Genomic DNA, 23914 nt, shown 5'->3' with positions numbered 1-23914 from the left:
CTTTATAACTATTATACGCAGTTCATGAAACTAAATTTTTTAAAGTTTAAAGACTTTCTCACCTCTCGATCAAACATCGAGTGGTCAGCAATGTTTATATCATTCGCAATCATTTGGATGATTTCAGGCTATTTTTATTCTCCTGCGATTAATCTTGAAAAAGTTCAAAAAGAAGAATTAGTTGTGAGAGTTATGGATCAGATTTCCGTGCCTTATAACGAAAAAATACTAATCAAAGGCTTTGCAGAAGCAGATAAAAAAGTTGATCTTAAATCAGAGACTTCCGGACGTGTAGTTTCTCTTCCAGTAGAACAGGGAGCATTCGTTGAAAAAGGAGAAATTATATGTTCTTTATTTGTAGCTGAGAAAGAGTCTTTTTTCAAAAAGGCTGAGTTGGAATTTAAATCGGCGAAAAAACTATTCGATGAAGGATTATATTCATCAAATCAATTACAAAATATTAAATCAAATTTTGAAAGAGCAAAACTTGAATTAGATAATGCCTCCATCAAGGCCCCATTTGACGGGATCGTTGATAGGATTTCAATAGATGAAGGAGATTTCTTATCTAGAGGAAGTACTTGCGCCACGCTTTTAGATTTAGACCCAATGATTTTAGTTGGGGAAATTTCTGAATCCGATCTTATAAACATTTCTAAAGGCTCAAAAGCTTTAATTGAAACCTTAGATGGAAATACATTTAACGGTGAAATTTCTTTTATTGCAGCCTCAGCAAATCCTTATACTCATACCTTTAGAGTAGAGGTAAAAGTTGAAAATACTAATAGCCTCATTAAGGATGGAGCTTCAGCAAAAATTTACGTTTCTGCAAAAGAACAGATGGCTAATTTGATTCCTCTTTCTATATTAAGATTAGACGATCAGGGAAATCTGGGTGTAAGGCTGATCTCAAATCAAGGTACGGTAGAATTTAAAGAAATTGGCTTGATTCAAGATACAAACAGTGGAGTATGGGTTTCAGGATTACCCTCCTCTTCTAGGATTATTACTGTAGGGCAAGACTACGTTAATGAAGGTGAAAAAGTAAAATTTGCTTTTGATCAAAGATTGAATCCTAATGAAAGGACTAATTAATTTTTTTTTAGAAAGGTATAGATCTACCTTTACTATTCTAGCTTTCATAATTGCCAGCGGAACAGCGTCATTGTCCCAAATTCCCGCTTCTGCTTATGCCGATATAAATATCCCATACGTTTTTGTAAGTACTTTTTATGATGGTGTTTCTCCTGAAGACTCAGAAAGATTAATCGCTAAACCACTTGAGAGTAAGCTAAAAACTGTTGATGAGTTAGTGAAAATTGAATCTTATAGTAGGGAAAGTATGTCTTACATAATCCTTGAATTCCCTGATTCTTATCCTGTTGATAAATCACTTCAAAATGTTAAAGATGCTGTAGATGAGGTAATGCCTGAGCTCCCGCAAGATGCTGATCAACCACAAGTGATTCAGTTTACACTTGATGAATTTCCAGTGATGAATGTAAACATTGTTTCCAAAAGTGCTACGGATAGAGAGCTTCTAAACATTGCGAAAAAATTACAAGACGAAATTGAAAAATTACCCGGAATTCTTGAAGTAAATATCAATGGAATTCCAGATGAGGTGTTGGAAGCAGAAATAAATAAAACTAAATTAGATAGCTACAGAGTTTCGCCATTTGCTCTTTACAACGCTATTTCTCAAAACAACAAAGCAATTCCTGCAGGGAAAATCGTTTCTAGTACCGGAGAGTTTTACGTATCAGTGCCTTCGGTATTTGAGACTATGGAAGATGTTGGAAATATACCAGTAATAGAAAATAATAATGCGGTGGTCTCGCTTGAAGATCTAGTTAAACTCAAAAGAACATTTAAAGACAAAAAATCGATTGCTAATGTAAATGGTGAGAGAGCTGTTTCTGTAACGGTTTTCAAAAAAAGTGACGCTCGTGAAGTAGTAGTCGCTCAAAAAGTGAACGTTATAGTTGATGAAGCAAAAAAATTTCTTCCAGATGGAATGGAAATAGTAATAACTGAGGACAGAACTGACATGTCAGTTGAGTTAGTATCGGAGCTACTAGGAAACATAATGACTGCTCTTGTATTAGTTATGACCCTAGTCGTTGCTGCAATGGGAGTAAGGTCTTCGATATTAGTCGGATTATCAATACCTACTTGCATTCTTTTTGCCTGTTTATTCTTATCCCCTATTGGTTATACCTTCAATTTTATGGTTTGTTTCGGGATTTTAATATCTTTAGGTATGTTGATCGATGGAGCGGTTGTAGTTGTTGAATATGCAGACAGAAAAATGAGTGAGGGCTTTGATAAAAAAGAAGCTTATAGAATTGCTGCAACTAGGATGTTTTGGCCAGTTGTTGTTTCAATTATGACTACTTTAGCAATTTTTTTCCCTTTGCTATTTTGGGACGGTATATCCGGACAGTTCATGAAACCGATGATAATTACTCTTGTAGCAGTTTTGAGCGGTTCTATACTTTATGCCTTAATATTCACCCCAGCTATTGGATCCATATTTGGTAATCTTGGTAATAGAAATGAACAATCTATTCAGAATTCTATTGTTTTAGAGACAGGGGATCCTAAATCACTAAAAGGTTTTACTGGAGAATATGCAAGATTTTTGGATAGAATTTTAGATTTCCCTTTGAAGATGATAACTTTCATTTTTCTCTTAGTTATCACCATCTATATCCTATTTTTTCAGCATGGTCCTGGAGGAAATTTTTTTGTTGAAGAAGATCCAGACACTATCATTGTTGAGGTTGAAGGCAGGGGAAATCTAAACGTTGAAGAAAAATTTAACTTCTTGAAAGAAATTCAAAATATAGTTTTGACCGTTCCCGGTCCAGAAACCGTTAGCATGCAGCAAGCGAGTACAGAAGATCCAAGGCAGAGAGGAAATTCAGACAGAATTGGAGCGATCTTTCTAGAAATGCCTTTTGACAAAGATCTTCACCTTCAATCAGGATTTGATGTTTTAAATGAACTTAAAGATAAATTAAAAAATATTCCTGGTTTAAATTTAACCATTAGAGAACGAAATAACGGCCCGCCTGTAGGTTCGCCAATAGAAATAGATGTTTTTGGAAGTGATTACGAAATGGTTTACGAAGCCACAGAAGCATTAGCAAATTACATGAAAAATGATATTCCTGGGGTTATCAATACTTACACCACCATTCCAACCAAGCAACTCAAATGGAAGATAAAAATTGATAAAGAGAAAGCCTCGCAATTTGGAGTTGAGACTTCTGACATAGGTGCTGCGATTCAATTTATGACTAATGGAGTAAAGGTTGGAGAGTATCGACCAAATGATGTGGATGACGAGTTAGATATCAGGATCAGATTTCCTAAGGAAGAAAGAAGATTGGATATGTTTGAGAATTTAAATGTCTTGACAAACTTTGGCTCTGTACCTTTAAGCAGCTTTGTTTCCTATGAGCCGGAATATGAAGTGCCCTACATAAGGAGGGTTGCAGGTGAAAGAGCTTTTACGGTTGCTGCGGAATATGCCCCAGGCGCTCTTACACAAGATGTAATTCCCCTACTCAATCAATGGATAGAAGATACAAAAGAATACAATGATTTAGAATTTGTTTTTGGAGGGGAGCAAGAGGAAACAGACAAAAACGCAGCTTTTATGCAAGGAGCAGCTGCTGTGGGAGTTTTCTTGATGGCTATTCTTTTGACAATTCAGCTCAATAGTTTTTATCAAGTTTGGATAGTAATCTCAGCAATTTTCTTATCTACAGCTGGGGTTTATTTGGGATTAACGATTACTCAAACTCCCATGAGCTTCCTTTTTACTAACCTCGGAATAATTGCCTTAGCTGGAATCGTTGTAAATAATAATATTGTCTTAGTTGATACTTACAACAGATTAAGAAGAGAAAATGAAAATATTTCTCTGAAGGAAGTAATAATCAAAACCGCCTCACAAAGATTGAGACCAATAATCTTAACAACTTCGACGACCGTTATCGGTTTGCTCCCTTTAGCATCTGGATTCGGTGTCGATTTGCTTGCTAGAGATATAGAGGTTGGTGGTAGAGTAGCTGAATGGTGGAATCCTATGTCTTTTGCTGTGGTTTGGGGATTAACCTTCTCAGCTTTTTTAACTTTGATACTTACCCCTTGTTGGTTGATGTTACCTGAACAAATAAAAGATTTCTTTGTGAAAATTAAATCTGTAAAATCAAATTCTTTGACAAATGAGTAAGCAGGAAAACAACAAAGATTTCGAAACTTCTTTAAAAAAATTGGAGAAAATAGTTTCTGATTTAGAAAATGGAGAGTTGCCTCTTGAAGAATCAATTAAAACCTTTGAAGAAGGAGTAAAGCTTACGAAGCATTGTCAAAATCTACTTTCAAAAGCTGAAATAAAAATTCAAAAACTTGTCGAAAGTAAAGATGGGTCGATAGACTTAGAAGCTTTCGATGATGAATAATGAGAATTCTTTTCTAGAACATAATCTTTCTAGAATCAACGAAGCTCTTTTAGAGTCTCTGCCTGAGGAAAACTTTTCTGAAATAACCAAAGCAATTCATTATTCAGTAATGAATGGTGGTAAACGGTTGAGGCCCCAGCTAATGCTTTTAATGGCAGATGCTTTGAAAGTAGATGTTTGTAATAAAACTATAGACCTTATGGCTGCTGCTGGAGAGTTGATTCATTGTTACTCTTTGATACATGATGATTTACCTGCTATGGACGATGATGACTTCAGGAGAGGACAGCTAAGTTGTCATAAGAAATTTGACGAGGCGACTGCAATTTTAGCTGGAGATGCAATTCAACCCCTATCCCTCGAAATACTAACCTCAATTCAAGATGACAATCTCAACGATTCAACTAAAAGTGAAATTATTAATATCTTTGCGAAAGCTTGCGGGCCGAAAGGAATGGTAGAAGGTCAAAATTTAGACATAAAATCGGAAAGCAAAAATCTCAACGAAGATGAATTGGACAGAATTCATTTTTTAAAAACTGGAAAATTAATCGAAGCATGCATCCTTTCGGTTTGTTTATTAAAAAAAGAAATTAAAGAAGAAGAAGTTAGCAAATTAGTTGAGTTTTCAGAAAAATTTGGTTTAGCTTTTCAAATTAGAGACGATATTTTAGATGTCATTGGTAATGAACGAGAAATAGGAAAGCCCGTGGGCTCAGATAAAGAAAAAAATAAATCCACATATGCTTCATTGCTTGGAATAACAAAATCGCAATTAAAAGCAGAAAAACTTTCCAAAGAAGCAATCGATATCTTAATTTCTCTACCGTATGAAACAAAAAGACTTGAAGATCTTTGTAAGATGATAATAGAAAGAGATGCTTAGATGAAAACATTTAATGAGATTCCAACCTCAGAACCGTCTACCGATTTACTAAACGGGTTGCAATTACCAGAAGATCTTAAAAAACTTTCAAAAAAAGACCTAAATATTGTCGCGGATCAAGTGAGAGAGTTCCTGTTGTACTCGGTTGGAGTTTCTGGAGGTCATTTTGGAGCAGGCTTAGGAGTTGTAGAGCTTACTGTGGCCCTTCATCATGTCTTTAATTCACCAGAGGATAAAATTGTTTGGGACGTGGGCCATCAGTCTTATCCCCACAAAATTTTAACGGGAAGAAAAAAAGACTTGAAAAACATCAGAAAAAATAATGGCCTTCATCCCTTTCCTTCCAGAGACGAAAGCAGTCATGATGCCTTTGGTGTAGGGCATTCAAGCACTTCCATCAGCGCAATGCTTGGAATGGCCATTGGAGAAGAATCTTCAAAATCCAAACAAGTTGCAGTCATAGGTGATGGGGCAATTACAGGGGGCATGGCATTTGAAGCATTGGCACATGCTGGCTCGTTAGAAGATGATTTATTGGTTGTTCTTAACGATAACAACATGTCTATTTCCAATAATATTGGTGGTGTCTCAAATTATCTTAACAAAATTTGGTCCAGTAGGTGGTACACACAAATTAGAGAAGGTGGAAAAAAAGTCTTAAGATTTATACCTTCTGCTAAAAGATTTGCTAGCAAAGCTGAGATTTCGCTTAAAGGCATGTTCACTCCTGGAGTAATATTTGAAGAGCTTGGCTTTCATTACATCGGGCCAATTGATGGTCATGATTTAAACCTATTAATAGATACTTTAAAAAACTTGAATAATTTAAAAGGTCCTAAATTCTTGCATGTCATAACTACTAAGGGAAAGGGATATTTACCAGCAGAAAAGGATCAAATTGGATTTCACGCAATTTCAAAAATGCCCGGACCTTCTGAATTAACCATGAATAAAAAACCTAAATATTCAGATATTTTTGGAGAATGGGCCTGCAAAAAAGCAGAGGAAGATAATAATTTAATTGCAATTACACCGGCAATGACTGAAGGCTCAGGGCTTGTAAACTTTTCAAAAGCATTTCCAGATCAGTTTTACGACGTTGCAATTGCAGAGCAACACAGCATGACTTTCGCTGCAGGTTTGGCGTGTTCAGGCAAAAAACCAGTATTAGCAATTTATTCGACTTTTTTACAAAGGGCTTACGATCAACTAATTCACGATGTCGCAATCCAAAATTTAGATGTTATGTTAGCCATAGATAGAGCCGGCTTTGTTGGCGAGGACGGTGCAACACATGCTGGTATATTTGATCTGTCCTTTCTAAGATGTGTGCCTAATTTAACTTTAATGACTCCTTCTGATGAGAATGAATTGTGGTTAATGTTAAATACTGGATATGATTTAAAAACTCCGGTAGCAGTAAGATACCCCAGGGGCTCTGGACCGGGAAGTGAAATCTCTCACTCTGATGAAAAAATTGAAATAGGAAAAGCAAAAGTTGTTAAAGAAATAGAAAGCGATGTAGTGCTTCTTTCTTTTGGCTCGCTTCTCCCAATTGCTGAAGAAATTTCAGATGAATTGAATTATAGTTTGATCGATATGAGATTTGTTAAACCCATAGACGAATCTTTATTATTAAAACTCGCGCAATCAAATAAGTTATTGGTCACTCTTGAAGAAAACGTCATCGCTGGTGGTGCTGGATCTGCGGTTAATGAAGTTTTAAATCAAAATTTTCTTTCTACTGATGTTTTAAACATTGGAATTCCTGATCATTTTCCAAAGGTTGGTTCTCCCCTTGATCAGAGAAAAGAAGCGGGACTCAGTAAAGAAAATATTATTGGACAAATAAATAAAAAACTAAACTCGATGAAGTAGCAGCGTATAGACCCGCTAAAAGATCATCGAAAACTATTCCAAAACCATTTTTTAATTTTTTGTCCATGACATTGATTGGATAAGGTTTCCAAATATCAAATAAGCGAAAAAAAAGAAAAGCTATTAGAGAATAAATGATAACTTCTTGAACCATTAAAATAGTCGCTGCTGGACAACAAGCTATCCATATTCCAGCAAATTCGTCTAACACAATAGATTTTTGATCTTTCTCTTCTCTTGAAAGATAAAATGTAGCTCTTTCACAAACCCAAACTGAAAACAAAGCAATAAACAATGTAATGACTGTTACTGCCAATAAACTCAAGGAAAAATAAATTGTGAAATAAAGGTAAGTCAGAAGACCAAAAATTGACCCCCAAGTTCCAGGGGCAATAGGTAGTTTGCCTATACCAAATAAAGTAGCTATGAATGCAAAGGGAGAAGAAAAGATTGAAAAGTTTTTACTCATTAAAATGATTGTATCCAGATTTTGAAAAGCTTACTAAGCTACCTCTTTCAATAACTTTTAAATCAGGTTCTCCAGTAATTTTACCTATTTCCGATATCTCGACATCATATCTTTCAGAAATTTCCAATAGACTTGTCTTTTTATCAGGAGAAATTGTCATGAGAAGCTCATAGTCATCGCCCCAAGTTAGCGCGTCTTCAACTTCACCTACAAGTGAGATCTTTTCAACATTTATTTCACCCCCTACCTTGCTTGCTTCGAGTATATGTCCTAGGTCTGATATCAAACCGTCAGAAACATCAATGCAACTATTGGCAATATAAGAAAGTTCGGCAGCAAACTCAAAATTCAACTTAGGGCTCAAAAATTTTTTTACAAAATTTGAAGTAAGATCTATTTGAGCCATATTTTCTTTAATGAGTTCCAAACCTTTTTTAGCCTGGCCTAATGTCCCAGTTAGAAAGATTAAATCTCCTTCTTTTGCACCGCCTCTTCTTAAAAAATTTTCTTTGTTCAGTTCACCGCAAGCTGCAACAGAAATATTTTCTTGAGCTCCCTTAGTTAGATCGCCGCCCAAAACGGGACAAGAGTAATCGTCGGAAAAATTTTTTAATCCCCTAACAAAACTTCTCATCCAACTTAAATCTTTTTTGTTAACAGTTAAAGACACTAAAATCCATTTTAAGTTGCCGCCACATGCTGCAATGTCACTAGCTGCAGTGCTTACGGATCTGTATGCTATTAGGTCTGGAGAAAGATTTTCTGGAAAGTGAATACCTGAAACAGAGGCATCCACAGAGTAAATAGTTTCTTTGTTATTTTCGACCAAACCAGCATCATCGCCCGGCCCAATTATTATCCCTGAGGTGTCAAAATATTGACTCCCCAAGGATTTAAATGTTTCTTTTAAAAAACTAAATTCATCCGAATCTTTCATGCAAAGAAACGGATGAACTTTAAATTAAGATTGATATGCCTCAAAGAGACCAGTAGCACCCATGCCACCGCCAACACACATAGTGACTATGCCGTATTTGCCGTCTCTACGATTGAGCTCTCTAGCAACGTGGCCAACTTGTCTTGAACCAGTCATACCAAAAGGATGCCCAATTGATATGGAACCACCGTTGACGTTAAGTTTGTCAGTTGGCAATCCAAGAGTATCTCTTATGTAGACAACTTGAGAAGCGAAAGCCTCATTAAGTTCCCAAAGATCAATATCTTCAATTTTTAAGCCAGCTGATTTCAATAATTTAGGAATTGAATAAACTGGTCCTATTCCCATCTCATCTGGTTGACAGCCTACTACTGTAAATCCTCTGAAATATAATTTTGGCGTAAGACCCATTTCTAGAGCTTTTTCCTCACTCATAACCAAAGTCACAGAAGCGCCATCAGATAGCTGAGAAGAATTTCCAGCCGTTACTGACCCACCTTCAGGATCGAATACAGGTTTTAAAGAAGACAATCCTTCAAGAGTAGTCTCAGGACGATTGCAGTCGTCTCTGTCTACGGTAACCTCAACCTCTTTTTCCGCTCCAGTTTCTTTGTTTACTAACTTCATTACAGTATCCATCGGAATGATTTCGTCATCGTATAAGCCTGCTTCTTGGGCAGCAGCAGTTCTTTGTTGACTGGATAGTGCATACTCATCTTGAGCTTCTCTAGAGACGCTGTATCGCTTAGCGACACACTCCGCCGTTTGACCCATTGCATGGTAAATTCCTGGCACATCAGCAGCAAGAGTATCGTTGACATACATATGCATGTTTGTGTTCCCTTGGGTTGTAGAAATCGACTCTACTCCACCGGCCATAATACAATCACTGAATCCACTTTGAACCTGAGTTGCAGCCATTGCCACAGTTTGCAGACCCGATGAACAGTACCTGTTGACAGTTGTGCCACCAACTTCAATTGGAAGTTTTGATAACACTGCCACGTTTCTGGCAATGTTGTGTCCTTGAGCTCCCTCAGGCGCTCCACAGCCTAGAATCATGTCCTCGACCGCAGCAGGATCTAATCCTGGATTTCTCTCTAATAAAGCATCAACTAAATGAGCGGTCATGTTGTCCGCTCTGGTTTGATTGAAACCTCCCCTAAATGATTTTGCTAGTCCAGTCCTAACGCTGTCAACTATTACTACATTTCTCATAATGTCTCCTAATTAATTCGAGTATTTCGAACTGATGATTATAATTAAATTACTCTTGTTATACCATGCTCTGATTGCAAAAAACCCCGCTTTCGCGGGGTTTTTTTTGCTAGTTAACTAATTAGAAATTGTAACCAAAATCTAACCCAAGTCTCATGCCTTGAGAGAAAGTAACAAATGGGTTACCTCCTTGAAGAGTACTAGTTCTTTGTCTTGAAGTTTGCTGTCTTTTATCCATGAGATTTCTTGCCCACAAGTTAACGTACCAGTCAGCGTTGTCTGGCTCATACGTTGCGTTGAAGTTAAAAAACTCTGAAGCAGGAGTTCTGTGTCTAGAGTTGTTCCAAATGTCACCTTCAGTAGAATCCGTGTAACGATAAGACAGATTGATCGTTCCAGAACCACCCATGCCTTGGTAAAGCTGAGTTAGCACTATATTGGTCTCTAAATCTGCCGATCCAGGCACTTTGTTTCCACCTATTTGTTTCATAACGTTTTGTACTGGTACCATTTTTGTAGGATCTGAAGCTGCTCCAGCTGCAATCGAGGCAGGAACATTTATAGTACCCGCGACCAATCCTTGTGGGTTGATGAAATAGTTTCCATTTTCATCAACGGCATAATGAGTTACAAAAGGACAAAAAGCAGCAACTGCCGATACTCCACAAGCACCATTTACTAGTGCATAGACGCCCTGTTGCGCAGGAGTTCCAGATATTAAATCAGCTACTGCAATTTCAGTGAATGAAGTCGCTTGCGTTGGGTTGTGCGGATCTACAGTTGTTGAACCTTTGTAAAGCACGCCAACTTCAGTAGATGCCACTAATGCACCGTCTTCTGTGTCGAAAGTACTATCAGTAGCTAATGCGCTTACTGAAAGAATTGTCGACGGTGTTACGAAAGCTTGCATGTTCACTTGGAAACCTTCGTGAGTCATGCTGTGCAAGTTAGTGTAAGCAGAACTTACTCGAATAACTGACCAGTGCGCGTCCTCAACTTCTTGAGTGAAGTAAGTTGCATTCAGACGCATCGCTCCACCAAAGAGAACGTTTTTCGTTCCAATTTCATATTGCGTGGACTTTGATTCGCCGTATTTAGTAGTATCAGGGTTGGCTCCGCCAGGACGGTTACCAGTCTTAGCTGAGAGGTAAACCATTCCTTGATCGTAATCGTACTGCACACCAGCTAGGTAAGTAGCCACTTCATTTTTATCGGCAGTGATGTTTGATCCAGCTTGATAACATAGTTCATAGTTATCTGAGTTACAAGCTGCAACTGCAGCGGTTTCACCAAAACTTGAATAAGCTCCATCAGACAATCCTTGCATCGATTGAGTAGTGTAACGGTCGTCCATGTATCTTGCACCCAAAGTAAGCTTAATATTATCAGTCGCTTGGAAATAGTACTCACCGTAAAGCGCAGAACCATATCTTTGAGTTCTTTGGTCGTTAATTAGACCTCCAGCTTCTGCTGGCATGCTTTTCTTACAAGAACTATTGTTTGCTGCGCTTCCTGAACAACCATTTATTATTGCAGTTGCAACTGTTGTAGAAAGAAGGCCTACTAGGGCAGCCGTGCTGGTACCAGCGGCTGTTGCGATGTCAGCACCATTTGCAGCTAGCTGTGTTACAAAAGAAGTGTAAAAATTTTGCCCACCGTAGTCATTTAAAGCTCCGCCAAACAAAGCAGCATATGGATGCTGATCAAAGTCATTCAATAATAGATATGAAGTAGTTTGAATCGTGTAAGGGTTATGAGCTGAGCTCTGGTAGACATAAGCTCCGGCAGTAAAATTGTGTGGACCGCTTAGGTCTGAAACTATGTTGACTTCATATTGTTCGTCGTGGAAATTTGCATCGGTACATTCAAATGCCTGATCGGTGGTCACATTGGTAAGAGTCCCTTTACAAAGCGTTCTTAAAGCTGGGATCACCATTGTAGGCATCAGAGTTCCATTTAAAGCTCCGGTTGCGTTTCCGTGATCGTTGTCATCGAACATTTGATATCTAGAATCAGTATAAGTTCCTCTAAAAGTCACAGTGTAATCATCAAGTTCCATGACGTTGGTGAGCTGAAACATCTCTTGAGTTTCAATTCTTAAAGGATCTGTGTCTTTATTGACGACATCAATATCTGCCACTGCGCTAGCCGCAGTCGCAGCAAAAAAGTCTGCATTCGAGGCATTAACGTTGGTCAATATATTAAACGTATTAGATACACTTCCTCTAGTATTGACAGGCTGGTTGAGGTAGGGCGTTATGTCTGTGACTGTAGGATCGCAACCAAAAAAATCAGATCGTTTACAAGCTGATGTGCCCACGTTTTGACGAGAATCGTTTATGTTTGATCTCTCATAAACAAAAGTAAGTGTATTTTGTTCGTCCATTTCAAATTCACCAGTTACTCTGGCTTGAAATGAATCTCTGCTGTCAATATCGTTTAAGGTTCCGGAGTTATAGATGACTCCGTCTTTGTCATACTTAGCACCAGCAAATCGAAGGGAGCCACCCTCGAAATCAAAATCTCTAGCAAAACTGAATTGTCCAAGACCATCTTGTCCAGCAGTTAAGTTTAGGTATTGATCAGCGCCTGGAGTATTAGAAATGAAATTGACAACTCCAGTGGTACTGTTTCTTCCATACAAAGTACCTTGAGGACCTTCAAGTACCTCAATTCGCTCGGCATCTAAAAAACCCATAGAACCCCAAGTTCGGTTACCAACGGTGTGGCCGTTAAAAGCGGTTACACCTGGTTGCGTTTGTGCCGCACCAATGGTTTCAAAGATTAACCCCCTAATTCTTAGGCCAACCCCACTACCGATGGCTTGAGCGTACCCAAAACCAGGTATGGTTTCGGCCAAATCATCAGCTGATTCGATGTGTTGTTCTGTTAAGTCTTCGCTAGAAATAGCTTGCACTGAAATCGCAACGTCTTGAACCGATTGTTCTTTTCTCGCTGCGGTAACAGTAACTTCCTCAACCGTTTGCGCATAGGCAAAAGTGTTAAGCAAAGCTAAAGCTGCGCCTAAGACTGTATATTTAATAAATTTTTTCACTGACTCCTCCCTCTTGAGCTCAATAATTAATTCAGGAGAAATACAAATTTGTATCTCATTCCGTTGAGCTTTCTAATTGAGAATCGTCAGTCCGTGACGGGTAAGGTTTCTCCCCTGAATGCGATATTACCCCAGCTAATTTTGGATGACAAGCTTTCTTAAGCGATAAAAACCATAAAAAAAACCCCGCTTTTGCGGGGTTTTTTTTGCTAGTTAACTAATTAGAAATTGTAACCAAAATCTAATCCAGCTCGCATGCCTTCAGAGAAAGTCGTAAATATATTTTGTCCTTGCAAGTTACTTGTTCCTTGCAAAGAAGTAATTTGTCTTTTATCTCTAAGATTATTGGCCCAAAGATTAAGGTACCAATCAGCATTGTCTGGAGAATAAGAAGCAGTTAAGTTCCAAAATTCTGCTGCAGGAACCTTATGCTTTTCGGCATTATACCAATCACTGTAATGTTCATCTTTGAAAGAGTACATCAAAGATACAGCTCCCGAACCGCCAAAACCTGAGTAAAGTTGGGTCAAAGCAACATTAGACTCTAATTCAGCAGCAAATGGTACTTGGTTGCCACCAACTTCTTTGAATTCACTACAACCTGAACATATAGGGAAAGCCAATCCTTGCGGATTCATTAAGACATTGCCTTTGTTATCCATCGAATAAGTTGACTGACCACAAAGTGCCGCACCAAAGATTGCATCACAAGCATCGTCAATACCATCAGCAGCGGCTGAAGCAGCAGCAGCAGAAAGTCCAGCTTGCTGATATGCAGCAGCTAAAGCGGTGTTAGTAGCTAAGTTAGTAAAACTTGTCGCTTGAGTTGGATTGTGTGGATCGATTGATTGAGAACCTTGTTTAATGATTCCTCCTAAAGCAACTACTGCGTATGTGTTCTCAGTTGTTGGAGCCACTGTGTCCATAGTACTGTCAAGGTATAAAGCTCCCAAAGATACAACTGTAGTAGGAGTCACATAAGCTTGAACATTCAGTGACACTCCTTCGTGAGTGAAGTCATGAAGTTCAGTATAAGCGGAACTTTGTCGAATTTGAGAGAACTGACCGTTTTCCATTTCCATAGAAAACGCAGTCAAATTCAAACGCATGGCTCCATCGAGGAGAATATTTTTGGTTCCAATTTCAATTTGAGTTGACTCCGAGCCTGCATACTTAGTTGTATCAGGGTTAGCTCCTCCTGGACGATTACCAGTAGTATAAGAGGCATAAACTTGACCTTGATCGTAGAAGTACTGGGTCACAAACTTGTACATGTCTTCTTCTTGTTTGTCAGTAGTTACTGAAGCTCCCGCTTGATAACAAGCCTCGTAGTCTGCAGCGTTACAAGCAGCTGCGACAGCTGTGCCCTCTCCAGAATAAGCCCCATCTGACAAACCTTGCATGGATTGCGTCCAATATCTGTCGTCGTTGTATCTTACTCCAAAAGTAAGTTTGAGATTTTCTGAGACGTCTAAATAATATTCACCAAAGATTGACATCGTATCACGGTGCGTTCTTTGGTCGTTGATTAATCCGCCAGCTTCTGCAGGCATATCTTTGATACATGTGTTGTTTTCTTTCGCGCTAAGAGTTGAATTTTCGCCTGCCGCTGCCGTACACAAAAGCTGAATTTGAGGCGCAGCATTTGTTGTTAAGAAAGTCGCCACTTGCGTCGTCGTTGGGGTTGCTCCAAGACTTGCTAGTCCTGCTTGAATAGGAGAGCTAGCCATAGTACCGCCAAGCGCTTTTGCAAAAGCTTGTCCGCCATAGCCGTCAAGGAGACCGCCAAATAAACCTGACATTGGGTGATTTCCAAAGTCATTCATCGCTAGGTAACCGATGGTCTGAATCCAATAAGGGTTGAAAGAAACAGACTGGAAGTTGTAGGCACCAAAAACAAAGTTATGTCTGCCGTCAAAATCTGAAACAAGATTTAATTCGTATTGTTCACTGTGAAAATTAGGAAAACTACATTCGAAAGATTCGTCTCTTACTACGTTGGTAAGTGTTCCATAGCAAACCGTGGGAAGCGAAGCGATAGCAAGCGAGCCTTGAGGAATCAAAGCATTACCTATTAACCCAGTACTGCCAATTGAATGAGAGTGATCATTATCGCTATACATTGCTTGTGTTGTGTCTTGATAAGTAGCTTTTAAATTTAACGTTAAAGCACCATCATCGACTTCCAGATCTCTAAAGTATTCCATTTGACCTTGCTCATGATTAATGTTTTGCGAAGGATCACGAGTTTTTTGAATCGTATCAATGCTTTGAATTGCTGAAGCCGCTGCTTCAGCGTAAGTGTCAATACCAGGTGCAATCAACATTAGAGTGTTGAAAGTATTATTAACTAGTCCAACTGGATGAACGGGTTTATTTATATTGTCGTAAGGATTCCCAGGAAATGGCGAGCAACCAAAAAACTCATCCCTTTTACAAGCTGGAGCACCTAGATTTTGTCTCGAATCATTTATTTGATTTCTAGCATACATAACCCTAAAAGTGCTATCGTCTTCTAGTTCGTAATCCATTGTAAGTCTTAAGGCATAAGAGTCTCTAGAATCAACATCGTTCGCAGTTACAGTATTGTAGATAGTGCCGTCTTTGTCGTATTTTTTAAATGCAATTCTTGCTGACGCGGCATCACTTAGAGCAAAGTTATAGGCTCCAGCAAAATTTGTAAGTCCATCTGGTCCAAAAGACAAATCTAAATATTCAGGGGCTCCAGGTTTATTTGTGATGGCATTGACAAGACCGGTTGTAGTGTTTCTTCCATATAAAGTTCCTTGAGGACCTTCCAAGACCTCAAGTCTTTCCAAGTCAAGAAATCCTGCTTCAGCTAAACTTGTAGCAGCCTGAGTGTGACCATTTATATTGTATTGAACAGCAGCAACCTGAGCTGCACCAATAGTAGGAATCAAAAGACCTCTAACTTTAGTTGCGATTGTTGAACCAATTGCTTGGGAATAACCATAACCCGGTAGTCTTTCAGCTAAATCGTCAGCAGTTGTGATGTGTTGCTCTCTTAGATCATCGCCATCCAGTGCTTGAACAGAAATTGCAACATCTTGTACTGATTGAGTTTTTCTTGCAGCAGTAACTGTTACTTCTTCAACGGTTTGCGCGAACGCAAATGTATTAAGCATTAATAAACTTATGCCTATAAAAAAATATTTTACGTAGGTATTCAAAATCTCCCTCCTTAGTGATTTGTTTAAAGTGAAGAGAAAATGAACTGATGAGAGCTATTGAAACGAATTCGTCCTAAATTCTGTCAAAAGTATAAGTTTTTCCCTAAACTCAATGCAATTTTACATAAAATGTCTTTCGTAGCAACAAAAAAATAGTATTAATGACTAAAAAAGAGCGAGCAATCTACATTCAAAAAGAGCTAGACAAACTCTACCCAAATCCAAAGCCGCCCTTAAAATTTGTAAACAGTTATACTCTTTTAATTGCAGTTTTATTAAGCGCTCAATGCACCGATGACCGCGTAAATATCGTAACCAAAGATTTATTCAAATTGGCGAGAAATCCTAAAGACATGCTCAAACTGGGCGAAAAAAGAATTTACAATATTATTAAATCTTGCGGATTAGCACCGAAAAAAACTAAAGCTATCTTAAAAACTTCCAAAATTCTTTGCGATAAGTTTAATTCAAGGATTCCAAGAGATATTGAAACACTTGAAACTTTGGCTGGCGTTGGTCATAAAACCGCTTCGGTTGTTGTCAACCAAGCTTTTGGCCATCCAAGTTTTGCTGTCGATACCCATATTCATAGATTGGCTCAGAGATGGGGTCTTTCAAAGGGGAAAAATGTTCAAGAAACTGAAAAAGACTTGAAATTACTTTTTCCTGAAGACAGTTGGGGAAAGCTTCATTTACAAATAATTTTTTACGGTAGAGAATTCTGTTCGGCTAGGGAATGTTTTGGTTTGGAATGCAAGATTTGCAAAGCAATTTATCCAAGAAGAAGAAGTAAGGTTATAACCAATAAAGCATAGAAATACCCTTGCTAGGAGGTATAATTTTCTAATGTACGGAAACAATTTTACCATTGAAAGTTTCGATTCTGAGCTGTGGGAGGCTTTTGAAGGCGAAAAGAAAAGACAAGAAGAGCATATAGAGCTCATTGCCTCTGAAAACTACGCATCGCCTAGAATTTTAGAGGCTCAAGGTTCAATACTGACCAATAAGTATGCCGAAGGCTACCCAGGTAAAAGATATTATGGTGGCTGCGAATTTGTTGACGTCGCGGAACAACTTGCCATTGATCGAGCAAAAAAACTTTTCAAAGCAGATTTTGCTAACGTTCAACCGCATTCCGGTGCCAGCGCTAATGCAGCCGTATTTTTAGCTTTGCTTAATGCTGGAGACAAGATTCTTGGCATGAGTTTAGATCACGGAGGACATCTCACGCACGGTTCAAAAGTAAATTTTTCTGGAAAAATTTATGAATCTTATAGTTACGGCATCGATGAGACCGGTGATATTGATTACGAAGAAGTGCAACGTCTTGCAGACGAACACAAACCCAAATTAATAATCTGTGGTTTTTCTGCTTTTTCAGGGGTATTAGATTTTGCTAAATTTAGAGAAATCGCTGATTCAATTGACGCTTATTTACTAGCAGATATTTCGCACGTTTCTGGCTTAGTAGCAGCTGGACTTTATCCAAGTCCTGTTCCCTATGCCGATGTAGTAACTACAACAACTCACAAAACTTTAATTGGTCCCAGAGGCGGTCTAATCTTGGCCAAAGAAAATGAAGAGCTTCACAAAAAACTTAATTCGGCCCTTTTCCCAGGATCTCAAGGTGGTCCGTTAATGCATATAATTGCTGCCAAAGCAGTTTGCTTTAAAGAAGCAATGGAACCAGAATTTTTAGATTATCAAAAGCAAATTCTTGCAAACGCGAAGAAACTTAGTGCTTCTTTAATGGAGAGAGATATCGACATTGTTTCAAATGGAACTTCAAATCACATGTTTTTAGTGAACCTAGTTAAAAACAATCTAACTGGTAAAACTTTGGACGCTGCTCTAGGTTCTGCTCACATCACAGTAAATAAAAACTCAGTGCCCAATGATCCTCAGTCCCCTTTCGTGACTTCAGGAATAAGAATTGGAACTCCAGCAGTTACACGAAGAGGTTTTAAAGAAAATGAAATGGACATGATTGCCAGTTGGATCGCTGATATTATTAATGATGTAGATAGTAAAAAATTAATTGATCAGACCAAAGATGAAGTTAGGAATCTCTGTACTCAGTTCCCCGTATATTCAAGATAAATCATGCATTGCCCATTTTGCACCTTTGAAGAAAGTAAGGTAATCGACTCACGGCTGGTAGCCGACGGCAATGAGATTCGTCGTCGCAGAGAATGTCTTCGCTGTCAGGAACGCTGGACCACATACGAATTGGCTGAACTAGTCATGCCAAAAATCATTAAACAAGACAAATCTAGAGTACCTTTTGACGAAACTAAACTAAAAGAAGGAATTGCTAGATCGCTTGAAAAAAGACCAGTCAGCCAAGAAGAGTTTTTAAAATTAATAGAGGATATTAAAAAAGACATCCGCTCGCTTGGAGAAAGAGAGATTCCTTCAAAACAAATTGGAGAAACGGTAATGAAATTTTTAAGGAAAATCGACGAAGTTGCATTCGTAAGGTTCGCCTCGGTTTATCGCAGCTTCCAAGACCCACTTGAATTTAGCGAGGAAGTTAAAAAACTTTCAAATGACTGAAAAAAAGTTCATGTCTTTAGCCTATGACTTGGCTAAACGTGGTCAATACACTACCAAGCCCGGAGTAAACGTTGGATGTGTAATAGTTAAAAAAGGCAAAATAATTGGTCAGGGTTGGTACGAAAAATATGGTGGCCATCATGCAGAAGTAAACGCCATTAACTCAGTTAAAAGAAGATATCCTAAATCTTATGAAGATGCTCTTTCCAATAGCTCCATTTATGTTTCATTGGAACCTTGCAGCACATATGGAAAAACACCGCCTTGTGTTGATGAGCTTAAAAAATACTCTTTTAAAGAGGTTGTCATTGGTGACAAGGATAAATCTCAAAATGGTATTAAAGAATTAAAAAAAGCAGGTCTAAAAGTTAAAGAATTAAATCTTAATGATTTAAAGACAAATCAAGGCTTCCTGAAGAAAGTTAACTTAAAAGGTCCTTATATTAGAGCGAAAATTGCTATGTCTAAAGATGGGAAAATCTCGTTTAAAAATAATAAAAATAAGTGGATTACTTCAAAAGCAAGTAGAAAGGACGCTCATCACTACAGAGCAATTTCTGACTTAATTGTTACCGGCACTGGTACTTTACTAAAGGACGATCCTTCGCTTAATGTGAGAGACCGAAAGATTACAAAGCACAAAAGTTTCAAACAGCCCGACAAGGCCGTGATTGGAAACTCGCTTAAAGATTTAAAAAATTTAAAATTTTTCAAAGATAAGGTTCAAAAAATTGTATTTGCTTCGCGTAAAAAAAATCTTCCCAATATAAATCAGCTAACAAATACTGAAGTGAAGGTTCTAAATAAATCAGGATCAAAATTAAATTTAGTTTCGTTCTTAAACAAGATTGAAAAAATGGGTTACAAAGAAATATTGATAGAAGCAGGACCAAAGCTTCTAACTTCATTTATCAAAGCAGATTTAATAGACGAGTTTATTGTTTACATTGCGCCAAAGATACTATCAAATACCGCTGATTCTTTTTTTGAAGGACCGTCTTCATTAAACCCTTTAAAATCAAAAAAATACAAAATCATTGAATCAACAAAAATTGGAATTGATAAAAAATTAATTTATAGAAAAAAACAAAAATGGGATTGAATAAAACTGAAGAATTAATTGCCGATATAAAAAAAGGCAAAATGGTACTTCTTATGGACGACGAAGACAGAGAGAATGAAGGCGACATCATTTTAGCTGGTGAAAAAGTTACGTCTGAAAAAATAAATTTCATGGCAAAAAATGCCAGAGGTTTAATTTGCCTAGCGCTTAGTGAAGAAAAGTGTAAAAAATTAAATCTGAATCAAATGGTAAGTGATAATAAAAGTGGCCATGGCACAGGCTTCACTGTATCAATTGAAGCTGCCACAGGCATCAGCACAGGAATTTCTGCTGCGGATCGAGCGAGGACTATAAAGGTAGCGTCTAAAGCAAATGCAAAGGCTAGTGAAATAGTATCTCCAGGTCATATATTTCCAGTAAAGGCTATTAATGGAGGAGTTCTTTCCAGAGCGGGTCATACCGAAGGAAGCACTGATTTGTGCAGATTAGCAGGTTTGAATCCTGCTGCAGTCATCGTTGAAGTTATGAATGAAGATGGGACGATGGCACGAAAAAAAGATTTAATGGATTTTAGTAAAAAGTACGATTTAAAAATAGGAACTATTGCTGACTTGATTAACTACAGAATAATGAATGAAAAAACTGTAGAAAAACTCAGTCAAAAATTTGTCAACACAAAACATGGAAAGTTCACCCTAATTTCTTATAAAGACGCCATAACAGACGAAACTCACTTGGTTCTTAAGAAGGGAAAAATACTTAAATCAAAGCCAACTTTAGTTAGAGTGCAGCAAACAAATTATTTACACGACATGCTGCAAGTAGAGGAGTATGGATCAAGGTGGTCGCTTGATGAAGCAATGAACAAAATTAATAAGAGTGGCTCGGGTTTGATTATCTTAATTGATGGTGGAAAAGATAAAGAAGAGGAAATTCAAGACTTAAAAAAATCTTACAAACAATCTATTCCTGGAGGAATTGATGTAAGAAGAATTGGAGCGGGTTCACAAATTTTGCGAGACTTAGGCGTTGAAAAGATTACTCTTATGGGCTCCAAGACAAGGTATCCTTCAATTTCAGGATTTGGATTAGAAGTTGTGAAATATATTCAAAAATGAAAAAAAGTATAAAACTAAATTTAGACAACGCAGATTTCTCGAATAAAAAAATATTGGTCGTACAAACTAAGTGGAACGATGAAATAATTGAGCCCATGGTTGAAGATTGTTTAAAGGTTCTAAACAACCATAAAGTAAATTTTTCAACTTTTACTGTACCAGGTGCTTTTGAAATCCCTTTCATGGTAAGTGAAAAATTAGAAAGTTTCGATGCCGCCATTACTCTTGGAGCAATAATTAAAGGTGAAACTCCTCACTTTGACATCATTGCTCAATCGGTAAGTGATCAAATAATAAATTTAGGGATTAAGTTCAAAAAGCCAGTTATTTTTGGCATCTTAACCACAAATAATGGAGAACAAGCAATTGAGAGGGCTAAAACAAAAGGATCAGAACTTGCCGAAAGCGCGCTTTATTTGTTAAATGAAATAGATGCCTGAAAAAAAAATTTTTCCTTCTCCCTCCAAAAAAAGAGAATTAATTTTACAAGCCCTTTACCAGCAAGAAATAAGTGGTGATTCGAATACTGAAATTTTAAAACAGCTCAAAGAAAGAAATAAAAAGTTTAACTTATCGGAGCTTAATGAATTTTTAAAAGGAATTAAAAAAAATAAAAAAATAATAGATAAGGTAATCGAAACTAATTCAAGATTAAATTTCAAAGACATAGGACAAATAGAAATATCAATTTTAAGATCGATAATTTATGAGATGATGCAAAAAAAAATTGATCGATCAATCTCTTTAAACGAAGGAATTAGGTTAGCGAAAAAGTATGGACAGGACTCTAGTTATAAATTCGTAAACGCCGTTTTGGATAATTACAAAAGTTAAATGCTTTGATTAAGCATTATTGTTCCTGCATCGTCGGGGGCAGTCGAAATAACGTCCACAGAAATTCCGCAAAGCTGTTCAATTTTTCTGTAAAAATCTATCGCCTCTCTAGGCAACTCTTCTATTTTATTTATTCCCTTAATTGATTGCTTCCAACCTTTGCAAGTTATGTATTCAGGTTGAGCAGTTTCGAGATCCATACATTCAGAAAAAATTTCAGCATCGTCAGTGAATCTGTAATCTACGCAAATTTTGATCTCATCTAAAAAATCTAGAACGTCCATTTTTGTTAAGCACAAAGCCGAAACACTGTTAGACTCGATAACCCTTTTTACTGAAACTGCATCAAACCATCCACACCTTCTCGGCCTTCCAGTTGTTGCACCAACCTCGCCTCCTTTTATGGCAATTTTATCACCTATCGAGTCATCAATTTCGGTTGGCATGGGCCCTTCTCCAACTCGTGTAACATAAGCCTTGACTACTCCTAAGATGTAATCGATGTCATGCGGGCCAATTCCTGCACCGGAAGCAATTCCTGCTGGAGAGCAATTGCTCGATGTCACATAAGGATAAGTCCCTTGATCAACATCTAATAATGCGCCTTGGGCACCTTCAAAAAGCACCCTTTTATTTTCACTGTTTAGTTTTCTTATCTCGGCTGAAACATCTGCAAGCATTGGTTTTAGTTTTTCGCCATTTTTTAAATTTTCGTCCTTGATAGCTTGAAAATCTAGTTTCGAATGTCCAAAATATTTTTCAAGCCAGAAATCATAATAAGATATATTTTCTTCTAACTTTTCTGATAATTTTTTCTCAGACAAAGTATCGATAATTCTTATAGCACGCCTTGCTACTTTATCTTCATAAGTTGGCCCTATGCCCCTCAAAGTTGTGCCAATGGTGTTGAAGCTATTTGATTTTTCTTTGAGCTGATCAACTAAAATATGATACGGCTGAATCAAACTACAAGCAGGGCTTATCTTTAATTTTTGCGAAATATTTTTAGCCACCGGTTCTATTTGTTTCATTTCTTCAAAAAGTGCATCGCATGAAATCACTACTCCCTTTCCAATCAAAGATAACGCGTTTTCATGACAAATTGAGGAAGGAAGCAAGTGCAAAACAATTTTTTTTCCATCAATGATGAGAGTATGACCAGCGTTGTGCCCGCCTTGATACCTGCAAGCTGCGTTGGCTCGGTCTGACAAAAAGTTTACAATTTTTCCCTTGCCTTCATCCCCCCATTGAAGTCCTAGTACCGCAAAATTACCCTTCATAAATTATGAATTAATTTTCGTGATAGCAAACAAGTCTTTATCAAAACCTATTGCTGATCTATTTGTTGCGCCTGAATTGATTTTGTATTGCCCACCGTTAGCTATAGAAAATCCAAAATTCTTAGAATGAACTGAAAAAACTAACCCTGAATGATAATTAAATCCAGGAAAATCTGTCATATCGATATGCGGTTCAAAAAGAGTTTCTTTTTCCACAAAGTTCCAAATCGATTCAATATCTTTTAATAAATCTTTTCCAACCTCTAAGGCCTCCAAATCGGAGAGTACTGATAGATCGCCCTTACAATTCATTAATTTAATTAATTTATCTTTAACTTCTTCTTCAATTTCTTTATCTTTTACCCAATCGGTTAAGTCTGACTCAGATTTCGTAGAGATAATATTGTTTAATTCATTAGCTTCTTTATAAGACAAAGCACAAGTGCCTATAAATGAATCAAAAACTTCTGTTTTTCCAAAAGACAAAGTCAGATCTTCGATTTTTGTAATCTCCATGCTTTTGGAAAGAAGCTTTAAGATTTCAAATCGATTATCTTTCCCACCGAAGATTTCAACCCCTGATTTAATAGTTATTCTTGACCTACTGAAAGAGTCTTTTCTTTTTTTCAAAACTTCACCGGCGTAACAATATCTTCTTTCCTCCTCAGTTGCTTCCGCCTGATCTATCCTTGCAATCTGTTGAGATATATCTGGACGAATAGCCAATTCTTTTGTTGAAAGATCATCATTAAAACTGAAAGCAGAGTCTTTTAAAGTTTGGTTTTCGTCTCCACCAATTGCGTCAGCAAATTCAACTAAGGATGGGTAAGTTAATTGAAACCCTTCAGATTCATAAAAATCAATTAAAGCACGCTTAGTAGATTCTAAGTTTTTAGCGTCAACCGCAGTTATATCTTCTACTCCATCGGGCAGATATGAAGATTTGATAGGCAT

General features: G+C 37.5%; 19 protein-coding genes. 12 read left to right on the top strand and 7 right to left on the bottom strand.

Annotated elements, in window-relative coordinates:
* Positions 1-24: 24 nt before the first annotated feature.
* Genes M9C82_00865 through dxs form a run of 5 tightly spaced genes read left to right on the top strand, consistent with a single transcriptional unit; the run spans position 25 to position 7239 of the window.
* A complete protein-coding gene (locus M9C82_00865; protein ID URQ73714.1) occupies positions 25-1095 on the top strand; it encodes an efflux RND transporter periplasmic adaptor subunit in 1071 nt (356 codons plus the stop codon).
* Positions 1079-4246, top strand: coding sequence for an efflux RND transporter permease subunit (locus tag M9C82_00860; GenBank protein URQ73713.1), 3168 nt, complete (start codon positions 1079-1081; stop codon positions 4244-4246). Before M9C82_00865 ends, M9C82_00860 begins: the two co-directional genes overlap by 17 nt.
* Complete coding sequence (locus M9C82_00855) at positions 4239-4475, top strand: exodeoxyribonuclease VII small subunit (protein URQ73712.1); 237 nt, start codon at positions 4239-4241, stop codon at positions 4473-4475. The genes M9C82_00860 and M9C82_00855 overlap by 8 nt, the downstream gene beginning before the upstream one ends.
* Positions 4465-5361, top strand: coding sequence for a polyprenyl synthetase family protein (locus M9C82_00850; GenBank protein ID URQ73711.1), 897 nt, complete (start codon positions 4465-4467; stop codon positions 5359-5361). Before M9C82_00855 ends, M9C82_00850 begins: the two co-directional genes overlap by 11 nt.
* Entirely contained in the window at positions 5362-7239 is a 1878-nt protein-coding gene (gene dxs, locus M9C82_00845; protein URQ73710.1) for a 1-deoxy-D-xylulose-5-phosphate synthase, read from the top strand.
* Here the strand turns inward: dxs and M9C82_00840 are convergent.
* From M9C82_00840 to M9C82_00820, 5 genes are all read right to left on the bottom strand, one after another.
* Positions 7199-7708 carry a phosphatidylglycerophosphatase A gene (locus tag M9C82_00840; protein URQ73709.1) on the bottom strand — a complete coding sequence of 170 codons (510 nt, stop codon included), beginning with the start codon at positions 7706-7708 and terminating at the stop codon, positions 7199-7201. The genes dxs and M9C82_00840 overlap by 41 nt on opposite strands.
* Positions 7701-8645 carry a thiamine-phosphate kinase gene (gene thiL, locus M9C82_00835; protein URQ73708.1) on the bottom strand — a complete coding sequence of 315 codons (945 nt, stop codon included), beginning with the start codon at positions 8643-8645 and terminating at the stop codon, positions 7701-7703. Before thiL ends, M9C82_00840 begins: the two co-directional genes overlap by 8 nt.
* Before the next feature lie 24 nt (positions 8646-8669).
* Positions 8670-9863 (bottom strand): thiolase family protein, encoded by a 1194-nt coding sequence (locus tag M9C82_00830; protein ID URQ73707.1) that lies wholly within the window; start codon positions 9861-9863, stop codon positions 8670-8672.
* 121 nt (positions 9864-9984) lie between these two features.
* Positions 9985-12918 carry a TonB-dependent receptor plug domain-containing protein gene (locus M9C82_00825; protein ID URQ73706.1) on the bottom strand — a complete coding sequence of 978 codons (2934 nt, stop codon included), beginning with the start codon at positions 12916-12918 and terminating at the stop codon, positions 9985-9987.
* Between the two features lie 221 nt (positions 12919-13139).
* Positions 13140-16064 (bottom strand): TonB-dependent receptor plug domain-containing protein, encoded by a 2925-nt coding sequence (locus M9C82_00820; protein URQ73705.1) that lies wholly within the window; start codon positions 16062-16064, stop codon positions 13140-13142.
* Between the two features lie 206 nt (positions 16065-16270).
* Here M9C82_00820 and nth point away from each other — a divergent pair, with 206 nt between their 5' ends.
* Genes nth through nusB form a run of 7 tightly spaced genes read left to right on the top strand, consistent with a single transcriptional unit; the run spans position 16271 to position 21680 of the window.
* Positions 16271-16924, top strand: a complete 654-nt coding sequence (nth, locus tag M9C82_00815; protein ID URQ73704.1) for an endonuclease III — start codon at positions 16271-16273, stop codon at positions 16922-16924.
* Between the two features lie 31 nt (positions 16925-16955).
* Entirely contained in the window at positions 16956-18209 is a 1254-nt protein-coding gene (locus tag M9C82_00810) for a serine hydroxymethyltransferase (protein URQ73703.1), read from the top strand.
* A 3-nt stretch (positions 18210-18212) separates the two neighbouring features.
* Entirely contained in the window at positions 18213-18665 is a 453-nt protein-coding gene (gene nrdR, locus M9C82_00805; GenBank protein URQ73702.1) for a transcriptional regulator NrdR, read from the top strand.
* The gene (gene ribD, locus M9C82_00800) at positions 18658-19767 is read left to right on the top strand and encodes a bifunctional diaminohydroxyphosphoribosylaminopyrimidine deaminase/5-amino-6-(5-phosphoribosylamino)uracil reductase RibD (protein URQ73701.1); all 1110 of its coding nucleotides are present in this window, start codon (positions 18658-18660) and stop codon (positions 19765-19767) included. The genes nrdR and ribD overlap by 8 nt, the downstream gene beginning before the upstream one ends.
* A complete protein-coding gene (ribB, locus tag M9C82_00795) occupies positions 19758-20846 on the top strand; it encodes a 3,4-dihydroxy-2-butanone-4-phosphate synthase (GenBank protein ID URQ73700.1) in 1089 nt (362 codons plus the stop codon). Before ribD ends, ribB begins: the two co-directional genes overlap by 10 nt.
* Entirely contained in the window at positions 20843-21286 is a 444-nt protein-coding gene (gene ribH, locus M9C82_00790) for a 6,7-dimethyl-8-ribityllumazine synthase (GenBank protein ID URQ73699.1), read from the top strand. Before ribB ends, ribH begins: the two co-directional genes overlap by 4 nt.
* A complete protein-coding gene (gene nusB, locus M9C82_00785; GenBank protein ID URQ73698.1) occupies positions 21279-21680 on the top strand; it encodes a transcription antitermination factor NusB in 402 nt (133 codons plus the stop codon). Before ribH ends, nusB begins: the two co-directional genes overlap by 8 nt.
* On the opposite strand, the gene M9C82_00780 is transcribed toward nusB, so the two are convergent.
* Positions 21677-22960, bottom strand: coding sequence for an adenylosuccinate synthase (locus tag M9C82_00780; GenBank protein URQ73697.1), 1284 nt, complete (start codon positions 22958-22960; stop codon positions 21677-21679). The two genes, nusB and M9C82_00780, sit on opposite strands and share 4 nt — an antisense overlap.
* Before the next feature lie 3 nt (positions 22961-22963).
* Entirely contained in the window at positions 22964-23914 is a 951-nt protein-coding gene (locus tag M9C82_00775; GenBank protein ID URQ73696.1) for an ATP phosphoribosyltransferase regulatory subunit, read from the bottom strand.

This window comes from SAR86 cluster bacterium (assembly GCA_023703675.1).
In the GTDB taxonomy this organism is placed as follows: Bacteria; Pseudomonadota; Gammaproteobacteria; order Magnimaribacterales; family AG-339-G14; genus AG-339-G14.
The sequence above is the reverse complement of the archived record's forward strand: the minus strand, read 5'-3'. Positions and strand labels throughout refer to the sequence as shown.

Bases quoted from the DNA above. Each gene is read 5' to 3' on its own strand.
- M9C82_00810 (URQ73703.1), top strand. From the start codon at position 16,956: ATGTACGGAAACAATTTTACCATTGAAAGTTTCGATTCTGAGCTGTGG.
- ribD (URQ73701.1), top strand. From the start codon at position 18,658: ATGACTGAAAAAAAGTTCATGTCTTTAGCCTATGACTTGGCTAAACGT.
- M9C82_00830 (URQ73707.1), bottom strand. From the start codon at position 9,863: ATGAGAAATGTAGTAATAGTTGACAGCGTTAGGACTGGACTAGCAAAA.
- M9C82_00865 (URQ73714.1), top strand. From the start codon at position 25: ATGAAACTAAATTTTTTAAAGTTTAAAGACTTTCTCACCTCTCGATCA.
- ribB (URQ73700.1), top strand. From the start codon at position 19,758: ATGGGATTGAATAAAACTGAAGAATTAATTGCCGATATAAAAAAAGGC.
- nusB (URQ73698.1), top strand. From the start codon at position 21,279: ATGCCTGAAAAAAAAATTTTTCCTTCTCCCTCCAAAAAAAGAGAATTA.
- M9C82_00820 (URQ73705.1), bottom strand. From the start codon at position 16,064: ATGCTTAATACATTTGCGTTCGCGCAAACCGTTGAAGAAGTAACAGTT.
- thiL (URQ73708.1), bottom strand. From the start codon at position 8,645: ATGAAAGATTCGGATGAATTTAGTTTTTTAAAAGAAACATTTAAATCC.
- M9C82_00860 (URQ73713.1), top strand. From the start codon at position 1,079: ATGAAAGGACTAATTAATTTTTTTTTAGAAAGGTATAGATCTACCTTT.
- ribH (URQ73699.1), top strand. From the start codon at position 20,843: ATGAAAAAAAGTATAAAACTAAATTTAGACAACGCAGATTTCTCGAAT.
- M9C82_00775 (URQ73696.1), bottom strand. From the start codon at position 23,914: ATGCCTATCAAATCTTCATATCTGCCCGATGGAGTAGAAGATATAACT.
- nrdR (URQ73702.1), top strand. From the start codon at position 18,213: ATGCATTGCCCATTTTGCACCTTTGAAGAAAGTAAGGTAATCGACTCA.
- nth (URQ73704.1), top strand. From the start codon at position 16,271: ATGACTAAAAAAGAGCGAGCAATCTACATTCAAAAAGAGCTAGACAAA.
- M9C82_00855 (URQ73712.1), top strand. From the start codon at position 4,239: ATGAGTAAGCAGGAAAACAACAAAGATTTCGAAACTTCTTTAAAAAAA.
- M9C82_00850 (URQ73711.1), top strand. From the start codon at position 4,465: ATGATGAATAATGAGAATTCTTTTCTAGAACATAATCTTTCTAGAATC.
- M9C82_00840 (URQ73709.1), bottom strand. From the start codon at position 7,708: ATGAGTAAAAACTTTTCAATCTTTTCTTCTCCCTTTGCATTCATAGCT.
- M9C82_00780 (URQ73697.1), bottom strand. From the start codon at position 22,960: ATGAAGGGTAATTTTGCGGTACTAGGACTTCAATGGGGGGATGAAGGC.
- dxs (URQ73710.1), top strand. From the start codon at position 5,362: ATGAAAACATTTAATGAGATTCCAACCTCAGAACCGTCTACCGATTTA.